Consider the following 16,749-nt stretch of genomic DNA (forward strand, 5'->3'; position numbering starts at 1 on the left):
GTTAAAAAATAATTTAAATTTTTGGCTAAAAAATAAGTCTTGAAGGAATATTCTTTGGAAAGTAAACAGGGAGGTTGTGGGTGTATAAACTAGGGAAATGCTTGATATTAAAAGTCATTTCCCTAGCAAGCCAAATTTACTTTCGTTGAAGCTTGGCGATGTAAAATCCATCAAAACCACTTTCATGAGCCAAAACTTTTTGATCTTCAAGTAGTTTGAAGTTTTGGCCTTTGTCACTTTGAAGAAATTGCTCTACCTGCATTTGGTTTTCGGTAGGTAAAATACTACAAGTAGCGTAGATCATTACTCCCCCAGATTTGACCATGGAGCTGTAGCCTTGTAGAATGTCTTGCTGAATTAGTCGGACATTTGAAATGGATTCTGGGCTAAGTTTCCACTTGGTATCAGGGTTTCTTCTTAAAACACCCATGCCAGAACAAGGGACGTCCAATAGCAATCTATCAGCGGAATCCTTTAATCTTTTAATCGTTTTGCTGCCTTCGATCGTCTTGGTTTCGATTATGCTGATGCCGTTTCTCCTGGCTCTTAGTTTGGTGTTTTTGAGTTTCCACTCTTCTACGTCCATCGAGAGTATTTTGCCTTTGTTTTGCATTAGTGCGGCCAAGTGTAAGGATTTACCTCCAGCTCCCGCACAGGCATCGATTACCCGCATTCCTGGCTGTACATCCAAAGCATCGGCTACTAATTGGGAAGAGGCGTCCTGCACTTCGAAGAGTCCTTCCTTAAATGCAGGGTTTCTGAATATATTTTGTCTTTTTGCAAGGACCAGGGCATCCCGGTATCCTTTGGGTGCAAAAGTTTCGATATTATCTTCTTTCAGGCGATTGGCTAAATCCTCGCGGGTTATTTTTAATGAATTGGCTCTGATGACCACTTGGGCTTGCTCATTGAGGGCATTGATTTCATCATCCCATTTATCACCCAGCAATTCGGAGCCCATTTCGTCCATCCAATCAGGAATGGATTGCAATATCGCTCTGCTGGAAATAGCTTCATAACGCTGCTTGACTTTATCGACATCTATACCATCAAATTCCCTCCAAGGAGGCACTTCGTTTCCCTGCATTAACCAATAAGTGGCAAAAAGATGGAACAAGTCATCTGTAGGACTGACCTCATTGATCAAACGCCACCATCTCACCATTTCATAGGCAGATTCGGCGATAAACCCTCTGTCCCTTGAGCCCCATTTAGGATTGGATTTTAGCGTTCTTTCTATCACCTTGTCAGCATATTGCTGATTGTTGAAAATTTCGTCTATGGCATTGACAACTCCGTATACGGTATTGGAATGAAGCCTCATGTGTCTTTAATTGATTTGAATCTGCAAAGATAGGGAAATTAAAAGCAAGGCTGGGGAAAGCAGCCAGAAAGATACAAGGCTTTCAAAGTTGAATAGGCTATTCAGACCAACTCATAGGGTAGTTTTTGTCCACAAATCTCAAAGCATCTTGGGTAAGGTAAAGCGATTTGAAAGTATCCAGCATGACAGCTGTTTCCTCCGTTTTTTTCTTTCCAATGCTTTTTTCAACGGTTCCGGGATGTGGTCCATGGGGTAAACCTCCCATATGCAAGGTGAATGAGCCTCTATTGATGCCTTTTCTGCTCATAAACTCTCCATCCACATAATACAATACTTCATCAGAGTCTATGTTGGAATGGTTGTAAGGAGCAGGAATGGATAAAGGATGATAGTCAAACAGCCTTGGAACAAAGGAACAAATGACAAAGCCGGCTGATTGAAAAGTTTGGTGGACTGGAGGTGGTTGATGTATCCGTCCTGTGATAGGTTCAAAATCATGGATGGAAAGGGCATAAGGGAATAAGTATCCGTCCCAGCCAACTATATCTAAAGGGCTGTGTTCGTAAGTATATTGATGTAATTGCCCCTGCTTTTTGATTTGAACTAGGTAGTCGCCTTCTTCTTTTTCTAAAACTAGTTTGTCAGGAACTCTGATATCCCTTTCGCAGTAAGGGGAGTGTTCTAGGAGTTGGCCTACTTCATTCCGATATCTTCTGACGGTTTCTATTGGGCTGACAGATTCGATCACTAATAATTTTACCTTACCTTTTTTCCATTCAAACTTATAAATCGTGGTTCTAGGTATTACGATATAGTCGCCTGATTTTACCTGCAAGCGGCCAAATTGAGAAATTAAGCTGCCATTCCCTTCATGGACAAATATCACTTCATCTCCATCTGCATTTTTGAAGAAATAATCCATTTTTCGGTCTTCGGGAATACAAATACCCATCATTACATCACTGTTTTTTAACAGTATTTTTCTGGCATGGAGATAATCTTTCCCCGTAGTGCTTACTTCAGAAGTGTTTAGGTGTGTTTGTTTTAATCCATATTCTTTCGCTATCTCCCAGTCAAAGGCCTTGGGTTTACCAATGGATTTTACTTGATTGGGGTTATGGATATGATATAAAATGGAATAAATTCCAGAAAAACCTTTTGAACTTACCAGTTCTTCCTTGTACAAGCTTCCGTCAGCTTGTTCAAATTGGGTATGTCTTTTAGGCGGAATGTTGCCTAGTTTATGATAAAATGCCATTCTTTTTTTGGGTTTATATGCCATACAATTTAATAAATTATATGGCATAATCGAATGGCGGTGAAACTATCTTGTAGGAAAGGCTAGGAAGGCTTTAAGCAAAAATACTAATACTTTCTTCTTCAAAGTGCGTGACTACTTTTTCTGGTCGATTAGGTATTTGCTGTTTGCCTGCTATTTCTCTAAAGATTAGCCTAAGGCTCTTCCGGATCGTGCGGTCATTTTTTCTATAATTTTTACCCTTGTCAAGCTGCTTGATGCCGGGTATAGTCCGGCGACTTATCTCAAGTTTTCGGATATATTTTACTAGGGTTTCGCCGAGGAGTTCAGAAGTTTTAATGTCAATGCTAGTTTCAGTATCCTCTTTATTTAAAGCAGGATAGACCTCCGCCAATATATTACCCGTATCCACACCTTTATTAAGAAGATGAAGGCATCCACCTATGTAGTCGAAATCTTTGAAAAGCAATGGCCAAAATAAGGTGTCATTACCACGATATTTGGGTGAGATTCCATAATGGACATTCACGGCAGCCATTGACGGTATGTTGATTATTTCCTCCTTGAGTAAAGGGGCTCTACAAGTAATTAAAAGGTCAGGAGAAAGTCTTTTTAAGAAATTAATTCCCTCAGTTGAATTGATTTGTTTTACGTCAAACGGAACCCTATTCACTATTTCAGTATTCTTCTCGCTACTATAAAGGATCCTTTTCAATTTGCCATACCTTGCTTTGACAAGGATTCTTTTTAAAATGCCTTTCCAATTTCTTTTCTTGTTGTTATTAGAGAAAGTGGGTTGAATTACTACTGCCCTAGGGTATTGAAGTAATATTTTCTCCAAAACGAGCATTTCCCTAGCTTTGCATTCACTGATAATTACTATTTTCATATGGTGTAAAAATTGACATGAAACCAATAAGCGTCACTGATCTTCTCAGCCGCGTGCAAGTTGTGGATATTTGGGTTAATAATTCTTTAGTATTCTAAATATAAGTTATTTTAATACTAAAAAAATGTATTTTAAGTATAAATATTTACTTTTTGTACTTAACGCTTATTTTAAGCAAATTGTTTATTTCAACTGAATGATTTTTACTAGTGGTATTTTTTTACTGTCACTGGTTATGTTAATTTCTGTCAATTTGACACAGAAATAGGATTGGAACAAGGCTTGTTATGAGGGAAATAACTAAATCGAATAATTCAAAATCTATATAATTATGCAGGAGAAAGGCACAATCTCGATCCATACCGAGAACATATTTCCGATCATTAAGAAGTTTCTGTACTCAGATAATGAGATTTTTTTGAGAGAGTTGGTATCCAATGCAGTGGATGCTACACAGAAGATCAAAAGATTGGCGCAGCTTGGACAGTATTCCGGAGAGCTGGGAGATATTACCGTAGAGGTTAGCTTTGATAAGGAGAAGAAGACCATTACTATTTCCGACAAAGGTTTAGGGATGACCGCTGAGGAGATTAAGAAATACATTAATCAGATTGCATTTTCTGGTGCGACTGAATTTGTGGAGAAATTCAAGGATGCCAAAGATGCCAATGAGATCATTGGTAAATTTGGACTGGGCTTTTACTCCGCCTTTATGGTGGCTCATCGAGTGGATATTCACTCTTTGTCTTATCAAGAAGGTGCTGAGCCTGCCAAATGGACATGTGATGGAAGTACCTCGTTTGAAATTTCTGCAGGGGACAGAACAGAAAGAGGTACAGAGATAACGCTCCACATCAATGAGGAGTCTGAGGAATTTTTGGACAAATGGAAGCTACAGGAAATCCTCGACAAGTATTGTAAGTTTTTGCCAGTTCCTATCAAGTTTGAGACCAAGACGGAAAGTGTAGAAGATGGCAAAGATGATGAAGGTAAGACTAAGTACAAGTCAGTGGAGGTTGATAATATTATCAATACCACTGAGCCTATTTGGACCAAGTCCCCAAGTGATTTAAAAGATGAGGATTACTTGTCCTTTTATAAGGAACTTTATCCAATGAGTGAAGATCCACTTTTCTGGATTCACCTAAATGTGGATTATCCATTTAACCTGACAGGGGTCCTTTATTTTCCTAAGGTCAAGAATGAATTTGAGTTGCAGAGGAACAAGATCAAGCTATTCTCTCGTCAGGTATTCATTACTGACGAAGTAAAGGATATTGTGCCTGAATTTTTAATGTTGTTACATGGGGTTATTGATTCTCCAGATATTCCATTGAACGTATCCAGAAGCTTTTTGCAAGCGGATGGTAATGTGAAGAAAATCAATAGCTACATCACCAAAAAAGTGGCAGACAAGCTGGCTGAACTGTTTAAGAAAGACAGAACATCTTATGAATCCAAATGGAGTGATATCGGGCTATTTGTTAAATATGGGATGATCAGTGAGGATAAGTTCTATGAAAAAGGAAAAGACTTTGCTTTACTGACGAACACCAAAGGAGAGCATTTTACTATTGCTGAATACCAGGAGAAGGTAAAAGCCAATCAAACCGATAAGGATGGCCAGGCCATTATCTTGTACAGCACAGATGCTGAGAAGCAGGATGCCTTTATTCAGTCAGCTGACAAGAAGGATTATGATGTTTTGGTGTTGGATTCGCCTATTGATAGTCACTTTATCAATAATCTGGAACAAAAGCTAGAGAAGACATCCTTGAAGCGTGTGGATGCTGATGTAGTGGATAAGTTGATTAAAAAAGATGATGCCACTGCGAATGTCCTTACCGAAGACCAAAGTAAATCGGTCAAGGAAATCTTTGAAAAGGCAATAGGCAATCCAAGCTATGCGGTTGAAGTGGAAGGCTTAAGCCCAGAAGAACTTCCCGTAACGATTACCATGGAAGAGTTTATGAGAAGGATGAAGGATATGGCTCAAACTGGAGGAGGAATGGGCTTCTATGGTGCGATGCCTGATAGCTATAAAGTGGCCATCAATGGAAACCATAAGGTGATTGATAAAATCCTTAAGGCTGAAGGTAAAGAGGAGCAGTCAAAATTGGCCAAGCAAGCCTTTGACCTGGCCATGCTTTCTCAAGGTATGCTTTCTGGAAAAGATCTTACAGAGTTTGTAAAAAGAAGTGTAGATATGATTTAGTCAGTCGTAATGCTATAGAAGGCCCCCGTGGATATGATTCTTTGGGGGCTTTTTCTTTGATTCAAAGTTCGTTCTGAAAAAGATTTTATTAAAAAAAATCAGAAATGGGCTGGTTTCAGGAATTATTTTATTTTTGTAAGATGTTATCCAAAAAAACCAAATATGCTTTCCATGCTTTGACCTATCTTGGTAAGCATAAAGATGAAGGGTCTGTGCTGATCCAGGACATAGCTACTGAGCACGGTATTTCGCATAAGTTTCTAGAAAATATCTTGCTTGAATTGAAAAAGGCAGGCTTTCTAGGGAGCAAAAAAGGAAAAGGTGGTGGATACTATCTTATCAAAGAGCCAAAGGAAATCCCTTTGTCCAGAATTATTAGGCTTTTGGATGGGCCTATAGCTTTGCTCCCATGTGTAAGTTTAAACTACTACGAAGCATGCGAGGAATGTAAAGATCAAGTGAAATGTGGATTAAATAAAGTCATGATACAAGTACGTGATGAGACACTTAACATATTGGAAAACAAGACATTGGCTGATATTTTAGATAAGGAGTAAAAAAATTTTCCTACAAACCCTACTTTTTTTATAGGTTTTATATACTTTTGTGTTTCAACAAATTATAAAACCTATGATTTTTGATCAACCTATCAAAAAATGGTTTGTAGATGAAAAGGGAAAGGATAGCAACATTAAGAGTGTGATGAAATCTATTTCCTGGAGATTGGTGGGAACCATTGACACCATGGTTATTTCATATTTAATAACCGGTCAAATTAAAACAGCCCTGTCAATTGGCTCAATTGAAGTAGTGAGCAAAATGATTCTTTATTATTTTCACGAAAGAGCTTGGGCTAAAATCTCAGAAAGATAATATTATTGAAGATGAAGAAGAACTTATTAAAAGACTTGTCCATTCGCGTTGATAACCTTCCCATTGCAGATGCTATTGCTCAGCTTTGTGAATTGTTCCCAGGTAAAGTGGTTTTTTCCACTTCTCTTGGACAGGAAGATCAGGTCATTACTGAAATTATCTCAAAAAATAATCTGCCAGTAAAGATATTTACTTTGGATACCGGAAGACTATTTTATGAGACTTATGAGCTTCTTTCAAAAACTGAAAGTAAATATAATATCAAGATCAAGACTTATTACCCCAATACTGGTTCAGTGGAAAAACTGGTGAGTGATATAGGGATCAACGGTTTTTATGAGTCTCCTGAAAACCGCAAAAGTTGTTGTTATATCCGAAAAGTGGAGCCTTTAAAAAGGGCCTTGGCTGGAAATAGCATCTGGATTACTGGCCTTAGGTCCGAACAAAGTGAGAATAGAAGTGAGATGAGGAAGCTCGAATGGGATCAAGGCAACCAAATCATGAAATTCAATCCACTATTGTATTGGAATATGGATGAAATGCTACAATACATCAGTGACAATAAAATACCCTATAACCCACTTCATGACAAGGGCTATATCAGCATTGGCTGTGCCCCTTGTACCCGGGCGATTGAGCCTGGAGAAGACCCACGAGCCGGCAGATGGTGGTGGGAAAGTTCGAAAAAAGAATGTGGTTTACATATAAAATAGATTTTAAGTATGAAGAATATATTTGTTCCAAATCCTAAAGAAGCCGAATCCATCCAGATTATCAGAGAAGTGGCAGCACAGTTTGAAAGACCTGTATTATTATTTTCTGGAGGAAAGGACTCGATCACCTTGGTGAGATTGGCTCAAAAAGCTTTTTATCCCGCAAAAATCCCTTTCCCTTTGTTGCATGTGGATACGGGACATAACTTCCCTGAAACCATCCAATTCAGAGACCAATTGGTAGCGGAATTGGGGCTAGAATTGATCGTTAGGAATGTGCAGGATGCCATTGATCAAGGAAAAGTACAGGAAGAGAAAGGTCGTTATTCCAGTAGAAATTCACTTCAGACTACCACGTTGTTGGATGCTATTGAAGAGTTCAAATTTGATGCCTGTATCGGTGGGGCAAGAAGAGATGAGGAAAAGGCAAGGGCCAAAGAGCGCGTTTTTTCCGTTCGAGATGATTTTGGGCAGTGGGATGAGAAAAACCAAAGGCCAGAGCTTTTTGACATGTTAAACGGAAAAGTTCATCAGGGGCAAAATGTAAGGGCTTTCCCTATTTCCAACTGGACTGAACTGGATGTTTGGGAATATATTAAGACAGAAAATATCCAAATTCCTTCCATCTATTTTGCACATAGGAGAGAGACTTTTGTGAGAGATGGCATGATTTGGACAGCGTCTGAACATGTTTATCGTGAGGAGCATGAAGAGGTGGAAGAAAGAATGGTTCGATTTAGAACCGTAGGAGATATGACCTGTACTGCTGCTGTATTGTCAGAAGCGGAAACCTTGGAAGAAGTTGTGGATGAAATCAGGGCCAGTACGATCTCTGAACGTGGAGCAAGAATTGATGATAAACGCTCTGAAGCAGCCATGGAAAGCAGGAAAAAAGTAGGTTATTTTTAGAATGACCAACGCTTGACCTCAGGGGCATTTCATTTAAGTTGACCCTTTTGCCACATTTCAAATTCCCTAAAAAGAAAACAATGAGTACTGAAAATAGAAAACTGATTAATATAGCGACGGCCGGTAGTGTAGATGATGGAAAGAGCACACTTATCGGTCGATTGCTTTATGATACCAAATCCTTGACAACCGATAAACTGGAAGCCATTGAGCGGAACAGTAAGCAAAAAGGATTTGATTACCTTGATTTTTCCTTGGCTACTGATGGATTGGTGGCTGAGAGGGAGCAAGGCATTACCATTGATGTAGCACATATTTACTTCAATACACAAAAGACAAATTACATTATCGCGGATACCCCAGGTCACGTGGAGTATACCAGAAATATGGTTACGGGAGCCTCTACTTCTCAAGTGGCTATAATTCTGATTGATGCCAGAAAAGGGGTGATAGAGCAAACTTACCGTCACTTTTTTATCAATAATTTACTTCGGGTAGGCCATGTCATTGTGGCAATCAACAAAATGGATTTGGTGGACTTTGACCAACAGGTTTTTGAAGAGATCAAAGCGGATTTTGAAGGGCTGATAGAAAAGAGTGATTACAATGATGACCAGGTGACATTTATCCCGGTAAGTGCGCTTCATGGAGATAATATCGCTACCGGATCAGATAAAATGGATTGGTATCAAGGCCCATCCTTGTTGGATTATCTGGAAGATTTAGAGATTGACGAGCTAGAAGACCACAGTGCGGCGCGTTTTTCCGTACAATATGTAGTAAGGCCAAAGACAGACTCCCATCATGATTTCAGAGGATTTGCGGGTAAGCTTTATGGAGGAAACATAGCTGTAGGAGATGAAGTAACTGTTTTGCCAACGTTTACCACGACTAAAGTCAAAGCCATTCATTTCTTTGATCAGGAGTTTGATGAAGCCGTACCTGGAAGCTCCATTACGATTACTTTGGAAGACGAAGTAAATGTAAGCAGAGGGGACATGTTGGTAAAATCCAGCGAACTTCCAAAATCTGAAAAGCAGTTGTCAGCAACCATTTGTCAGGTGAATAGCAAACCATTAAGAATTGGTGCAAAATATATTCTTCAACATGGTGTGAACCAAGTTTTAGCCAAAGTGGACAGCATAGAGGGCTTGGTACACACAGATTTCTCCGGGGGGGAAACAGCAGATCAGTTGAAGTTAAATGATATCGGTAAAGTGAATTTTAGGTTGAGTAAGCCTATTCACTTTGACCCTTACAAAGAAAGCAAGTCTAACGGAAGCTTTATTTTGATCGATGAAGGTTCCTATGATACGACCAGTGTAGGGTTCATTCAGTAGAAAGATCCAGAGGACAAGATAATGTCTCCTTAGATCATTCAACAACAACCAAAACACAACAACCACTATGCAAAGTTTTAGAACAGAAATTGAAAATCCACTCGTGGAAAAAGATATTATTGAACTTGAAAAGAAGATTGCACTTTTCAAGGATGGTAAGATAGATGAAGAAAAATTCAGAAGCCTAAGACTGGCAAGAGGCGTTTATGGCCAGCGTCAGCAAGGTGTGCAGATGATTCGGATCAAGTTGCCATATGGTAAAGTGACAGGTAAGCAGCTGCATAGAATCTGTAAGGTATCTGATGAATATTCCACGGGAAGATTGCACATCACTACACGTCAAGATATCCAAATTCACTATGTCAGCTTGGACAGGACCCCTGAACTATGGGCTGAACTGGAAAAGGATGATGTTACTTTGAGGGAAGCTTGTGGAAACACCGTGAGAAATGTTACGGCTTCAGAAACCGCAGGTGTTGATCCTAAGGAAGCATTTGATGTGACGCCATATGCAGATGCTACTTTTAGGTATATGCTGAGAAATCCAATTTCTCAAGAAATGGGAAGGAAGTTTAAAATGGCTTTTTCTTCCAGTGAAGAGGATACTGCTTTGACCTATCTTCATGACTTGGGTTTTATTCCTAAAATCAAAACTGTCAATGGTGAAGAAGTAAGAGGCTTTAAGGTAATGCTTGGAGGTGGACTTGGCTCGCAGCCAAGAAATGCCGACATCATCACTGATTTTCTAGAAACTGATAAACTGATTCCTTTTATTGAAGGAGTTGTAAGGATCTTTGACCGTCATGGAGAAAGAGCCAAAAGGATGAAAGCGAGAATGAAATTCCTCATCAAGGAAATTGGTGTGGAGGCATTCTTACAATTAGTGGAGGAAGAGCAAAAAGCTCTTCAGTTCCAATCATATCCGATTGATTATAAAAGCTACGAGGAAAAGCAACAATTGCCTAACCTTGAAATTCCAGAGGTAGACACACCTCAAGGAGAAGCCTATGAGAGATGGTTGCAAACCAACGTGATTCCTCAGAAGCAAGCGGGTTACGTGTCTATTGGCATCAAAGTTCACTTGGGGGATTTTTATACGGACAAAGCCAGAAAATTGGCAGATTTGGTGAGTCAATACGCCAATGATGAAATCCGTTTGACGCTTCGACAAAATATCCTGATCAGGGATGTCAAGGAGGAAGCATTGCCATTTTTCTATAGGGAATTGGAGCAATTGGATTTTGTAGCTTATGGATACAATACCCTAGCAGATTTGACAGCTTGCCCCGGTACAGATACTTGTAATTTGGGAATTGCAAGCAGCACAGGCGCTGCCCATATCTTGGAAGAAGTCATTTTCAAAGAGTATCCTCAGCATCTGTTCAATAAGGATTTGACGATTAAGATTTCAGGCTGTATGAATGCCTGCGGTCAGCACAATATGGCATCTATTGGTTTCCAAGGGATGTCCATCAAAGTAGGTAAGTCTGTGATCCCGGCATTGCAAGTGCTATTGGGTGGAGCTACCTTAGGCGATGGTGAAGGAAGGTTTGCTGATAAGGTTATCAAAATTCCTAGCAAGAGGGCTCCTCAGGCATTGAGGATTATTTTGGATGATTTTGACAAGAATGCTGAAAAAGGAGAAGCTTTTGTGGATTATTATGACCGACAAGGCCAGATGTATTTCTATGAGAACCTTAAGCCTTTAACCACTACAGATGATATTGTGGATGCCGATTTTATAGACTGGGGCAACGAACAACCTTATGTAAAAGCAGTAGGTGTGGGAGAGTGTGCCGGTGTAGTGATTGACTTGGTAGCAACTTTACTCTTAGAAGCGCGTGAGAAATTGGCCAATGCAGAAGACAGTATCAATGACCAGAAGTGGTCTGATAGTATCTATCATACTTATGCAACCTTGGTAAATACTGCAAAAGCCATTTTGGTTTCTGAAGGGAAGAAAACCAATTCCTATGCAGATATTGTCAACCAATTTGATGAGACATTTGTCGCTACAGGTAAGATTGATTTGGGAAGTAGTTTCGCCGATGTAGTTTATGAAATCCAAAGAAATGAGCCTACAGAGGAGTTTGCCAAAGCCTATTATAAAAAAGCAGAAAAAGTATATCATTTGATCAGTGATTTCAGAGCGAAGGAGGTAGAAGCATGATAGGAGAAATCAAGCCAAAGCTTACGCTTGTTGGTGCTGGTCCTGGAGATCCAGAATTGATTACCTTGAAAGGAATTTTAGCCCTGGGCAAGGCGGATGTTGTGTTGTACGATGCCTTGGTGGATAAGTCTTTATTGAAGCATGCCACAGAAAATGCCATTAAAGTTTTTGTGGGCAAGCGTCATGGGAGCAAAATGAACCCTCAAGAGGAAACCAACAAGTTGATTGTTGAATATGCTCTTAAATACGGGCATGTTGTTCGGTTAAAAGGCGGTGACCCATTTGTCTTTGGGCGTGGAGCCGAAGAGATCGACTATGTTCAGCAGTTTGGAATAGAAACAGAACTAGTTCCAGGGATAACTTCCAGTGTGGCAGTTCCTGCTTACCAAGGAATCCCCGTTACCAAAAGAGGTGTTTCGGAGAGTTTTTGGGTGATTACGGGTACCACTTCATCGGGACAGCTATCCAGGGATATTAGGATTGCTGCTCAATCTACCGCGACAGTTGTGATTTTGATGGGCACTAGAAAACTTAGGGAAATTGTCCATGAATTTAGCCTAAATGGCAAAGAAGACACGCCAATTGCTTTGATTCAAAATGGCACAACAGATACTGAAAGAATTGTAGCAGGCCATATTTGTAATATTGAAGAAAAAGTACAAAATTCTGGAATTGGGGCTCCTGCTGTTATCATTGTAGGAGATGTTGTGCGAGAAAGTCCTAAATTGATGGAAATTTATAGAGAAGCCATTCGTGTGTGATGCCGTGCATTCTCACATACTGATGTCAGGATAAAAACTTATCCTGACATTATTTTAACCACTAAATAGCATACAATAATGAATGAACTTTACCCTGTGTTCCTCAAGGTGGCGCAACTAAACACGCTGATTGTAGGAGCAGGAAATGTTGGATTAGAAAAGCTGTCTTTCTTGTTGAAGTCAAGTCCCAATGCGCAAGTAACGATTGTGGCTAAAGAGATTTCTGCTGAAATCAAGAAGATCGCAGATCAGAATGAAGCCATTGCATTGGTAGAAGACAGCTATAAGGAGAAATATTTGAATGGAAGGCATATTGTGATCGGTGCTACTGATGACAAAGATGTGAACAAACAGATTCATTTGGGTGCCAAGGCCAGGAACCTTTTGGTGAACATTGCCGATACCCCAGCGCTTTGTGACTTTTACTTGGGAGGAATTGTAACCAAAGGTAATGTCAAGATAGCCATCAGTACCAATGGCAAATCACCAACAACTGCGAAACGATTAAGGCAGCTTTTAGAGGAAATCATTCCTGAGGATATTAATGAAATGGTGGAGAACATTCATTTGTACAGGGATACTTTAAAAGGTGATTTTGAATATAAAGTGGAAGCTTTGAATAAACTGACCAAAGAGTTATTGGTGAAAAACTAAGATAAAAGTCAGAGAGATTTTAAATATGCGGTTGATTTAATTTGAAAATGCAGGTGGCGGTCTACCTGCTTTTTTTATATAGAAGTAAAAGTTTACAAATATTAATTTTTTTATTTATTGGGAATTCACTTTTTGCCATATCCTTTCCAGATTTTAATTTTTAATTAATATAAATTTGCATTTTAATTTATTTTTATAATGTGATATAGTGTTTAAAATTTAATTTTTTCAATTATTAATGTTGTTTTATTTTTTGTGGTGTGACACCTTTATAAAGACCACTGATTTACTGTTAATTTTTACTTAAGGATTTAAAATTCAATTAAAGAATTGATAATTGATCAATTCACTCTTCTGGAATTCAGATTTCTAATTTTGCGATCAAATACTCCCAAGATGCCTTTTAACCGCTATCAAATAGCTGAATTTCAACAATTTATATTTTATAATCTCAAACAAACGTATTAACGTATGAAACAGGTTTTTACAATCTTAATTTTACTCTTGATGAGCTGTCCCTTTATAGCAATGGGGCAGGATCAGGTAAAAGGTCAAATCACGGATGTATCCGGACTTGGGCTTCCTGGTGTCACGGTAATGATCAAAGGAACTACCACAGGTACTGTGGCCGATTTTGATGGTAATTATACCATTAATGCTGCTGGAAATGATGTGTTACAGTTTAGTTTTATTGGTTTTTCCGCTCAGGAAGTAGCCGTAAACGGACGTTCCGTAATCAATGTAGTATTAGAAGAAGATCAGCAGAGTCTTGATGAGGTAGTGGTAACAGCTATCGGGATCAAGCAGCAAAAGAAGAAATTGGGTTATGCCACTCAAGAAGTAAACACTGATGTTTTGGGCGAAGCTAGAACCATGAATTTGGGAAATGCCCTTTCTGGTCAGGTGGCGGGTTTGACTGTAAACAACCCAACTGGTATTTTCCAGTCCCCTTCATTTAAGTTGAGAGGTAAGACACCTTTGATTGTATTGGACGGGATTCCAGTGGAAACAGATTTCTTTGATATTTCTCCAGAAGATATTGAAGGAATCAACGTACTAAAAGGTGGAGCTGCTTCAGCCCTATATGGTGCAAGAGGAAAAAATGGTGCGATTTTGATTACCAGAAAAAATGCAGCCAAAGAAGGTTTGACTGTAACCGCTACAACTAGTAACATGGTTACGGCTGGTTTTACCGTTTTTCCAGAGACTCAAACCCAATATGGTAATGGATCCAATGGAAAGTATGAATTTTGGGATGGTGCTGATGGTGGTATTTCAGATGGTGATATGATCTGGGGTCCTAAGTTTGAGCCAGGTGTAGAAATCGCACAGTGGAACAGCCCAATCAGGGATAAGCAGACTGGTGAAGTAATAGAATGGTATGGTAATGTAGCAGGAACTGTTTATGATGATAAGTCCAGGTATGAGCGTGTACCAATTGCTTGGGAAAGACATGACAACCTGAAGGATTTCCTCAATACAGGTGTAGTAAGCAAAAATGATTTCTCTATTGCCTATCAAGGTGATAAATCAAGATTTTACCTTTCTGGAAATTACTCTTACCAGAGCGGCCAAGTCCCAAATACTTCTCTTAGCACGGGTGGCTTGAATTTCAATAGTTCAACTGAATTAACAGATAAACTTCAGTTAGATGCTTCCTTAAGCTACAACAAGGTATATTCTCCTAACTATCCTCGTTATGGTTACGGACCGAAAAACCACATGTACACCATCTTGATTTGGATGGGAGATGACGTCAATGGACAAGACCTAAAAGACCATATGTATGTGCCTGGATTGGAAGGCTACCGTCAGGCAAACTATAACTATGCTTGGTATAACAATGTTTACTTTGCAGCATATGAGCTGAACCAAAAGCACAATAGAAATACTCTGGATGGTAAGATGAAATTAAAGTACCAAATTACTCCAGACCTATATGTCCAAGGTAGGATTTCGGCTAGGGAAAAGCGATTGTTCGAAGACATGCAGAGCCCTAAATCTTATATGAACTATGGAGATTCCAGAAATGGTGATTACAAAATGTGGAATGACAACCAGCTGAATTTGGATACTGATTTCTTGGCTTCTTACACCAAGTCTCTTAATGAAAATGTTGGTTTGACTGTGAATGCGGGTGCTTCAAGCTTTTATAGAACTTACCAGCAAGAATATGCATCCTCAGACGGTTTGATCGTGCCTTGGGTTTATAGTTTAAGCAATACCCAAGGACCGGTTCAAGCGAGTAACTACTTTGAAGAAAAAGCGATCCGAAGTGCTTACGGTTCAGCTAACTTGGATTTATGGAATTCAATTTTCCTGAACTTCTCAGCTAGAAATGACTGGTCTTCCACCCTTCCGACTAGCACGAACTCCTACTTCTACCCTTCTGCTTCAGTAAGTGCCATGCTCTCTGAATTTATCAAATTGCCAAAAGCAATGGATTACTTGAAAGTATATGGATCATGGTCTCAGGTGTCCAGCGATTTAAGTCCATACAGCATTTATGCAGCCTATAACAAAGGGGTAACCTATGGCTCTACTCCTTCTGTTTATTATCCTTCAGGTTTGGTGAATTCTGAGATTATGCCAGAAAAATCGACTTCATTTGAAGCTGGTTTCTCCACCTCGTTTGCCCAGAAACGTTTGACTTTTGAAGGTACCTATTACAGAATTCTGGATGAAAATCAGATTATTGACTTGAATGTATCTGAAGCTTCAGGCTTTAACTCCAGAAAAGTAAATGGAAACGAGTATACCACACATGGTTTTGAAGCCATGGTGAACTTTGCTGCCATTGACCATAATAAATTCTCTTGGGATATTGGGATGAACTGGACAAGGTATGTGAAAAAGATCACCGACATCTATGGGGACAATGAGAAATTCGGTAACCTCAAAGTAGGTGATCGTGCTGATGCCTATTATGCTACAGTTTGGCAGAAAAGTGCAGACGGACAGGTGATCCTAGATGCCAATACAGGCCTTCCAACAAGAGACCCTTATCCTACTAAAATTGGTCACTTGGATCCTTCTTGGAGGTTAGGAATCCAAAATAGATTCAAAGTTGGAGATTTCAGAGTGGATATGGATGTTGATGGTGCTTGGGGAGGCTTGATCCGTTCTTTGACTATCGAAAAAATGTGGTGGGGTGGAAAGCATCCAAACTCTGTTCTTTATAGAGATGAGGAATATGCTGCAGGACAGCCTGTTTATGTACCGGATGGTGTAGTGGTGACTGGTGGCGAATTGGTAAGGGATGTAGATGGAAATGTGATTTCTGATACACGTGAATACACCCAAAACACTACAGCAGTGAGCTGGCAGACTTGGTCTCAGATCTACCCTTATCGTGCTCAGGTGACTGAAGACGAAAGTGAGCTTTTCGCCAATGTATATGATAGGTCGTACTTTAAGTTAAGAAGACTTTCTGTGACGTATGATCTGATGAATATCATGACTTCGCAAAAGATCAAGAAGCTGGACCTATCAGTTTATGGTTACAACCTGGCTGTATGGAAGAAACTTCCTTTGCTCGACCCCGACTATGGTAATGATGATAACCTTCAGGATCCATCTTCCAGGTATATTGGTTTCACGCTTCGAGCCATGTTTTAATTGATTTTCTAGCCTAAGAAAAAAG

Annotated in this window: 13 protein-coding genes; 10 read left to right on the forward strand and 3 right to left on the reverse strand. The window is 39.5% G+C overall.

Annotated elements, in window-relative coordinates:
- Nucleotides 1-136 precede the first annotated feature (136 nt).
- The 3 genes from JL001_RS07085 to JL001_RS07095 all read right to left on the reverse strand — a co-directional run bounded on the left by JL001_RS07085 (nt 137) and on the right by JL001_RS07095 (nt 3,471).
- Nucleotides 137-1,324, reverse strand: coding sequence for an RsmB/NOP family class I SAM-dependent RNA methyltransferase (locus JL001_RS07085; protein ID WP_200975425.1), 1,188 nt, complete (start codon nt 1,322-1,324; stop codon nt 137-139).
- A 97-nt stretch (nt 1,325-1,421) separates the two neighbouring features.
- Nucleotides 1,422-2,582: a homogentisate 1,2-dioxygenase gene (locus JL001_RS07090; RefSeq protein WP_200975426.1), complete on the reverse strand. Its 1,161-nt coding sequence runs from the start codon at nt 2,580-2,582 to the stop codon at nt 1,422-1,424.
- Between the two features lie 94 nt (nt 2,583-2,676).
- Entirely contained in the window at nt 2,677-3,471 is a 795-nt protein-coding gene (locus tag JL001_RS07095; protein ID WP_200975427.1) for a formyl transferase, read from the reverse strand.
- A gap of 331 nt (nt 3,472-3,802) precedes the next feature.
- On the opposite strand from JL001_RS07095, the gene htpG reads away from it, so the two are divergent.
- The 10 genes from htpG (at nt 3,803) to JL001_RS07145 (ending at nt 16,724) form a co-directional block, all read left to right on the forward strand.
- The gene (gene htpG / locus JL001_RS07100; RefSeq protein WP_200975428.1) at nt 3,803-5,686 is read left to right on the forward strand and encodes a molecular chaperone HtpG; all 1,884 of its coding nucleotides are present in this window, start codon (nt 3,803-3,805) and stop codon (nt 5,684-5,686) included.
- 140 nt (nt 5,687-5,826) lie between these two features.
- The gene (locus JL001_RS07105; RefSeq protein WP_200975429.1) at nt 5,827-6,243 is read left to right on the forward strand and encodes an Rrf2 family transcriptional regulator; all 417 of its coding nucleotides are present in this window, start codon (nt 5,827-5,829) and stop codon (nt 6,241-6,243) included.
- A 73-nt stretch (nt 6,244-6,316) separates the two neighbouring features.
- On the forward strand, nt 6,317-6,559 hold the full coding sequence (locus JL001_RS07110; RefSeq protein ID WP_200975430.1) for a DUF2061 domain-containing protein: 243 nt from the start codon (nt 6,317-6,319) through the stop codon (nt 6,557-6,559).
- Between the two features lie 11 nt (nt 6,560-6,570).
- Nucleotides 6,571-7,272, forward strand: a complete 702-nt coding sequence (locus tag JL001_RS07115; RefSeq protein WP_200975431.1) for a phosphoadenylyl-sulfate reductase — start codon at nt 6,571-6,573, stop codon at nt 7,270-7,272.
- Between the two features lie 9 nt (nt 7,273-7,281).
- Entirely contained in the window at nt 7,282-8,181 is a 900-nt protein-coding gene (gene cysD / locus JL001_RS07120) for a sulfate adenylyltransferase subunit CysD (protein WP_200975432.1), read from the forward strand.
- 80 nt (nt 8,182-8,261) lie between these two features.
- Nucleotides 8,262-9,521, forward strand: a complete 1,260-nt coding sequence (locus JL001_RS07125; protein WP_200975433.1) for a sulfate adenylyltransferase subunit 1 — start codon at nt 8,262-8,264, stop codon at nt 9,519-9,521.
- A gap of 67 nt (nt 9,522-9,588) precedes the next feature.
- Nucleotides 9,589-11,691: a HEPN domain-containing protein gene (locus JL001_RS07130; RefSeq protein WP_200975434.1), complete on the forward strand. Its 2,103-nt coding sequence runs from the start codon at nt 9,589-9,591 to the stop codon at nt 11,689-11,691.
- Nucleotides 11,688-12,452, forward strand: coding sequence for a uroporphyrinogen-III C-methyltransferase (cobA, locus tag JL001_RS07135; RefSeq protein ID WP_200975435.1), 765 nt, complete (start codon nt 11,688-11,690; stop codon nt 12,450-12,452). Before JL001_RS07130 ends, cobA begins: the two co-directional genes overlap by 4 nt.
- A 78-nt stretch (nt 12,453-12,530) precedes the next feature.
- Complete coding sequence (locus JL001_RS07140) at nt 12,531-13,106, forward strand: bifunctional precorrin-2 dehydrogenase/sirohydrochlorin ferrochelatase (protein ID WP_200975436.1); 576 nt, start codon at nt 12,531-12,533, stop codon at nt 13,104-13,106.
- Between the two features lie 471 nt (nt 13,107-13,577).
- On the forward strand, nt 13,578-16,724 hold the full coding sequence (locus JL001_RS07145; protein ID WP_200975437.1) for a SusC/RagA family TonB-linked outer membrane protein: 3,147 nt from the start codon (nt 13,578-13,580) through the stop codon (nt 16,722-16,724).
- Nucleotides 16,725-16,749: the final 25 nt, after the last annotated feature.

This window comes from Echinicola sp. 20G (assembly GCF_015533855.1).
Lineage (GTDB): Bacteria > Bacteroidota > Bacteroidia > Cytophagales > Cyclobacteriaceae > Echinicola.

Excerpts from the sequence above, each read along its gene's own strand:
- JL001_RS07085 (WP_200975425.1), bottom strand. The coding sequence starts at position 1,324 with ATGAGGCTTCATTCCAATACCGTATACGGAGTTGTCAATGCCATAGAC.
- JL001_RS07090 (WP_200975426.1), bottom strand. The coding sequence starts at position 2,582 with ATGGCATTTTATCATAAACTAGGCAACATTCCGCCTAAAAGACATACC.
- JL001_RS07095 (WP_200975427.1), bottom strand. The coding sequence starts at position 3,471 with ATGAAAATAGTAATTATCAGTGAATGCAAAGCTAGGGAAATGCTCGTT.
- htpG (WP_200975428.1), top strand. The coding sequence starts at position 3,803 with ATGCAGGAGAAAGGCACAATCTCGATCCATACCGAGAACATATTTCCG.
- JL001_RS07105 (WP_200975429.1), top strand. The coding sequence starts at position 5,827 with ATGTTATCCAAAAAAACCAAATATGCTTTCCATGCTTTGACCTATCTT.
- JL001_RS07110 (WP_200975430.1), top strand. The coding sequence starts at position 6,317 with ATGATTTTTGATCAACCTATCAAAAAATGGTTTGTAGATGAAAAGGGA.
- JL001_RS07115 (WP_200975431.1), top strand. The coding sequence starts at position 6,571 with ATGAAGAAGAACTTATTAAAAGACTTGTCCATTCGCGTTGATAACCTT.
- cysD (WP_200975432.1), top strand. The coding sequence starts at position 7,282 with ATGAAGAATATATTTGTTCCAAATCCTAAAGAAGCCGAATCCATCCAG.
- JL001_RS07125 (WP_200975433.1), top strand. The coding sequence starts at position 8,262 with ATGAGTACTGAAAATAGAAAACTGATTAATATAGCGACGGCCGGTAGT.
- JL001_RS07130 (WP_200975434.1), top strand. The coding sequence starts at position 9,589 with ATGCAAAGTTTTAGAACAGAAATTGAAAATCCACTCGTGGAAAAAGAT.
- cobA (WP_200975435.1), top strand. The coding sequence starts at position 11,688 with ATGATAGGAGAAATCAAGCCAAAGCTTACGCTTGTTGGTGCTGGTCCT.
- JL001_RS07140 (WP_200975436.1), top strand. The coding sequence starts at position 12,531 with ATGAATGAACTTTACCCTGTGTTCCTCAAGGTGGCGCAACTAAACACG.
- JL001_RS07145 (WP_200975437.1), top strand. The coding sequence starts at position 13,578 with ATGAAACAGGTTTTTACAATCTTAATTTTACTCTTGATGAGCTGTCCC.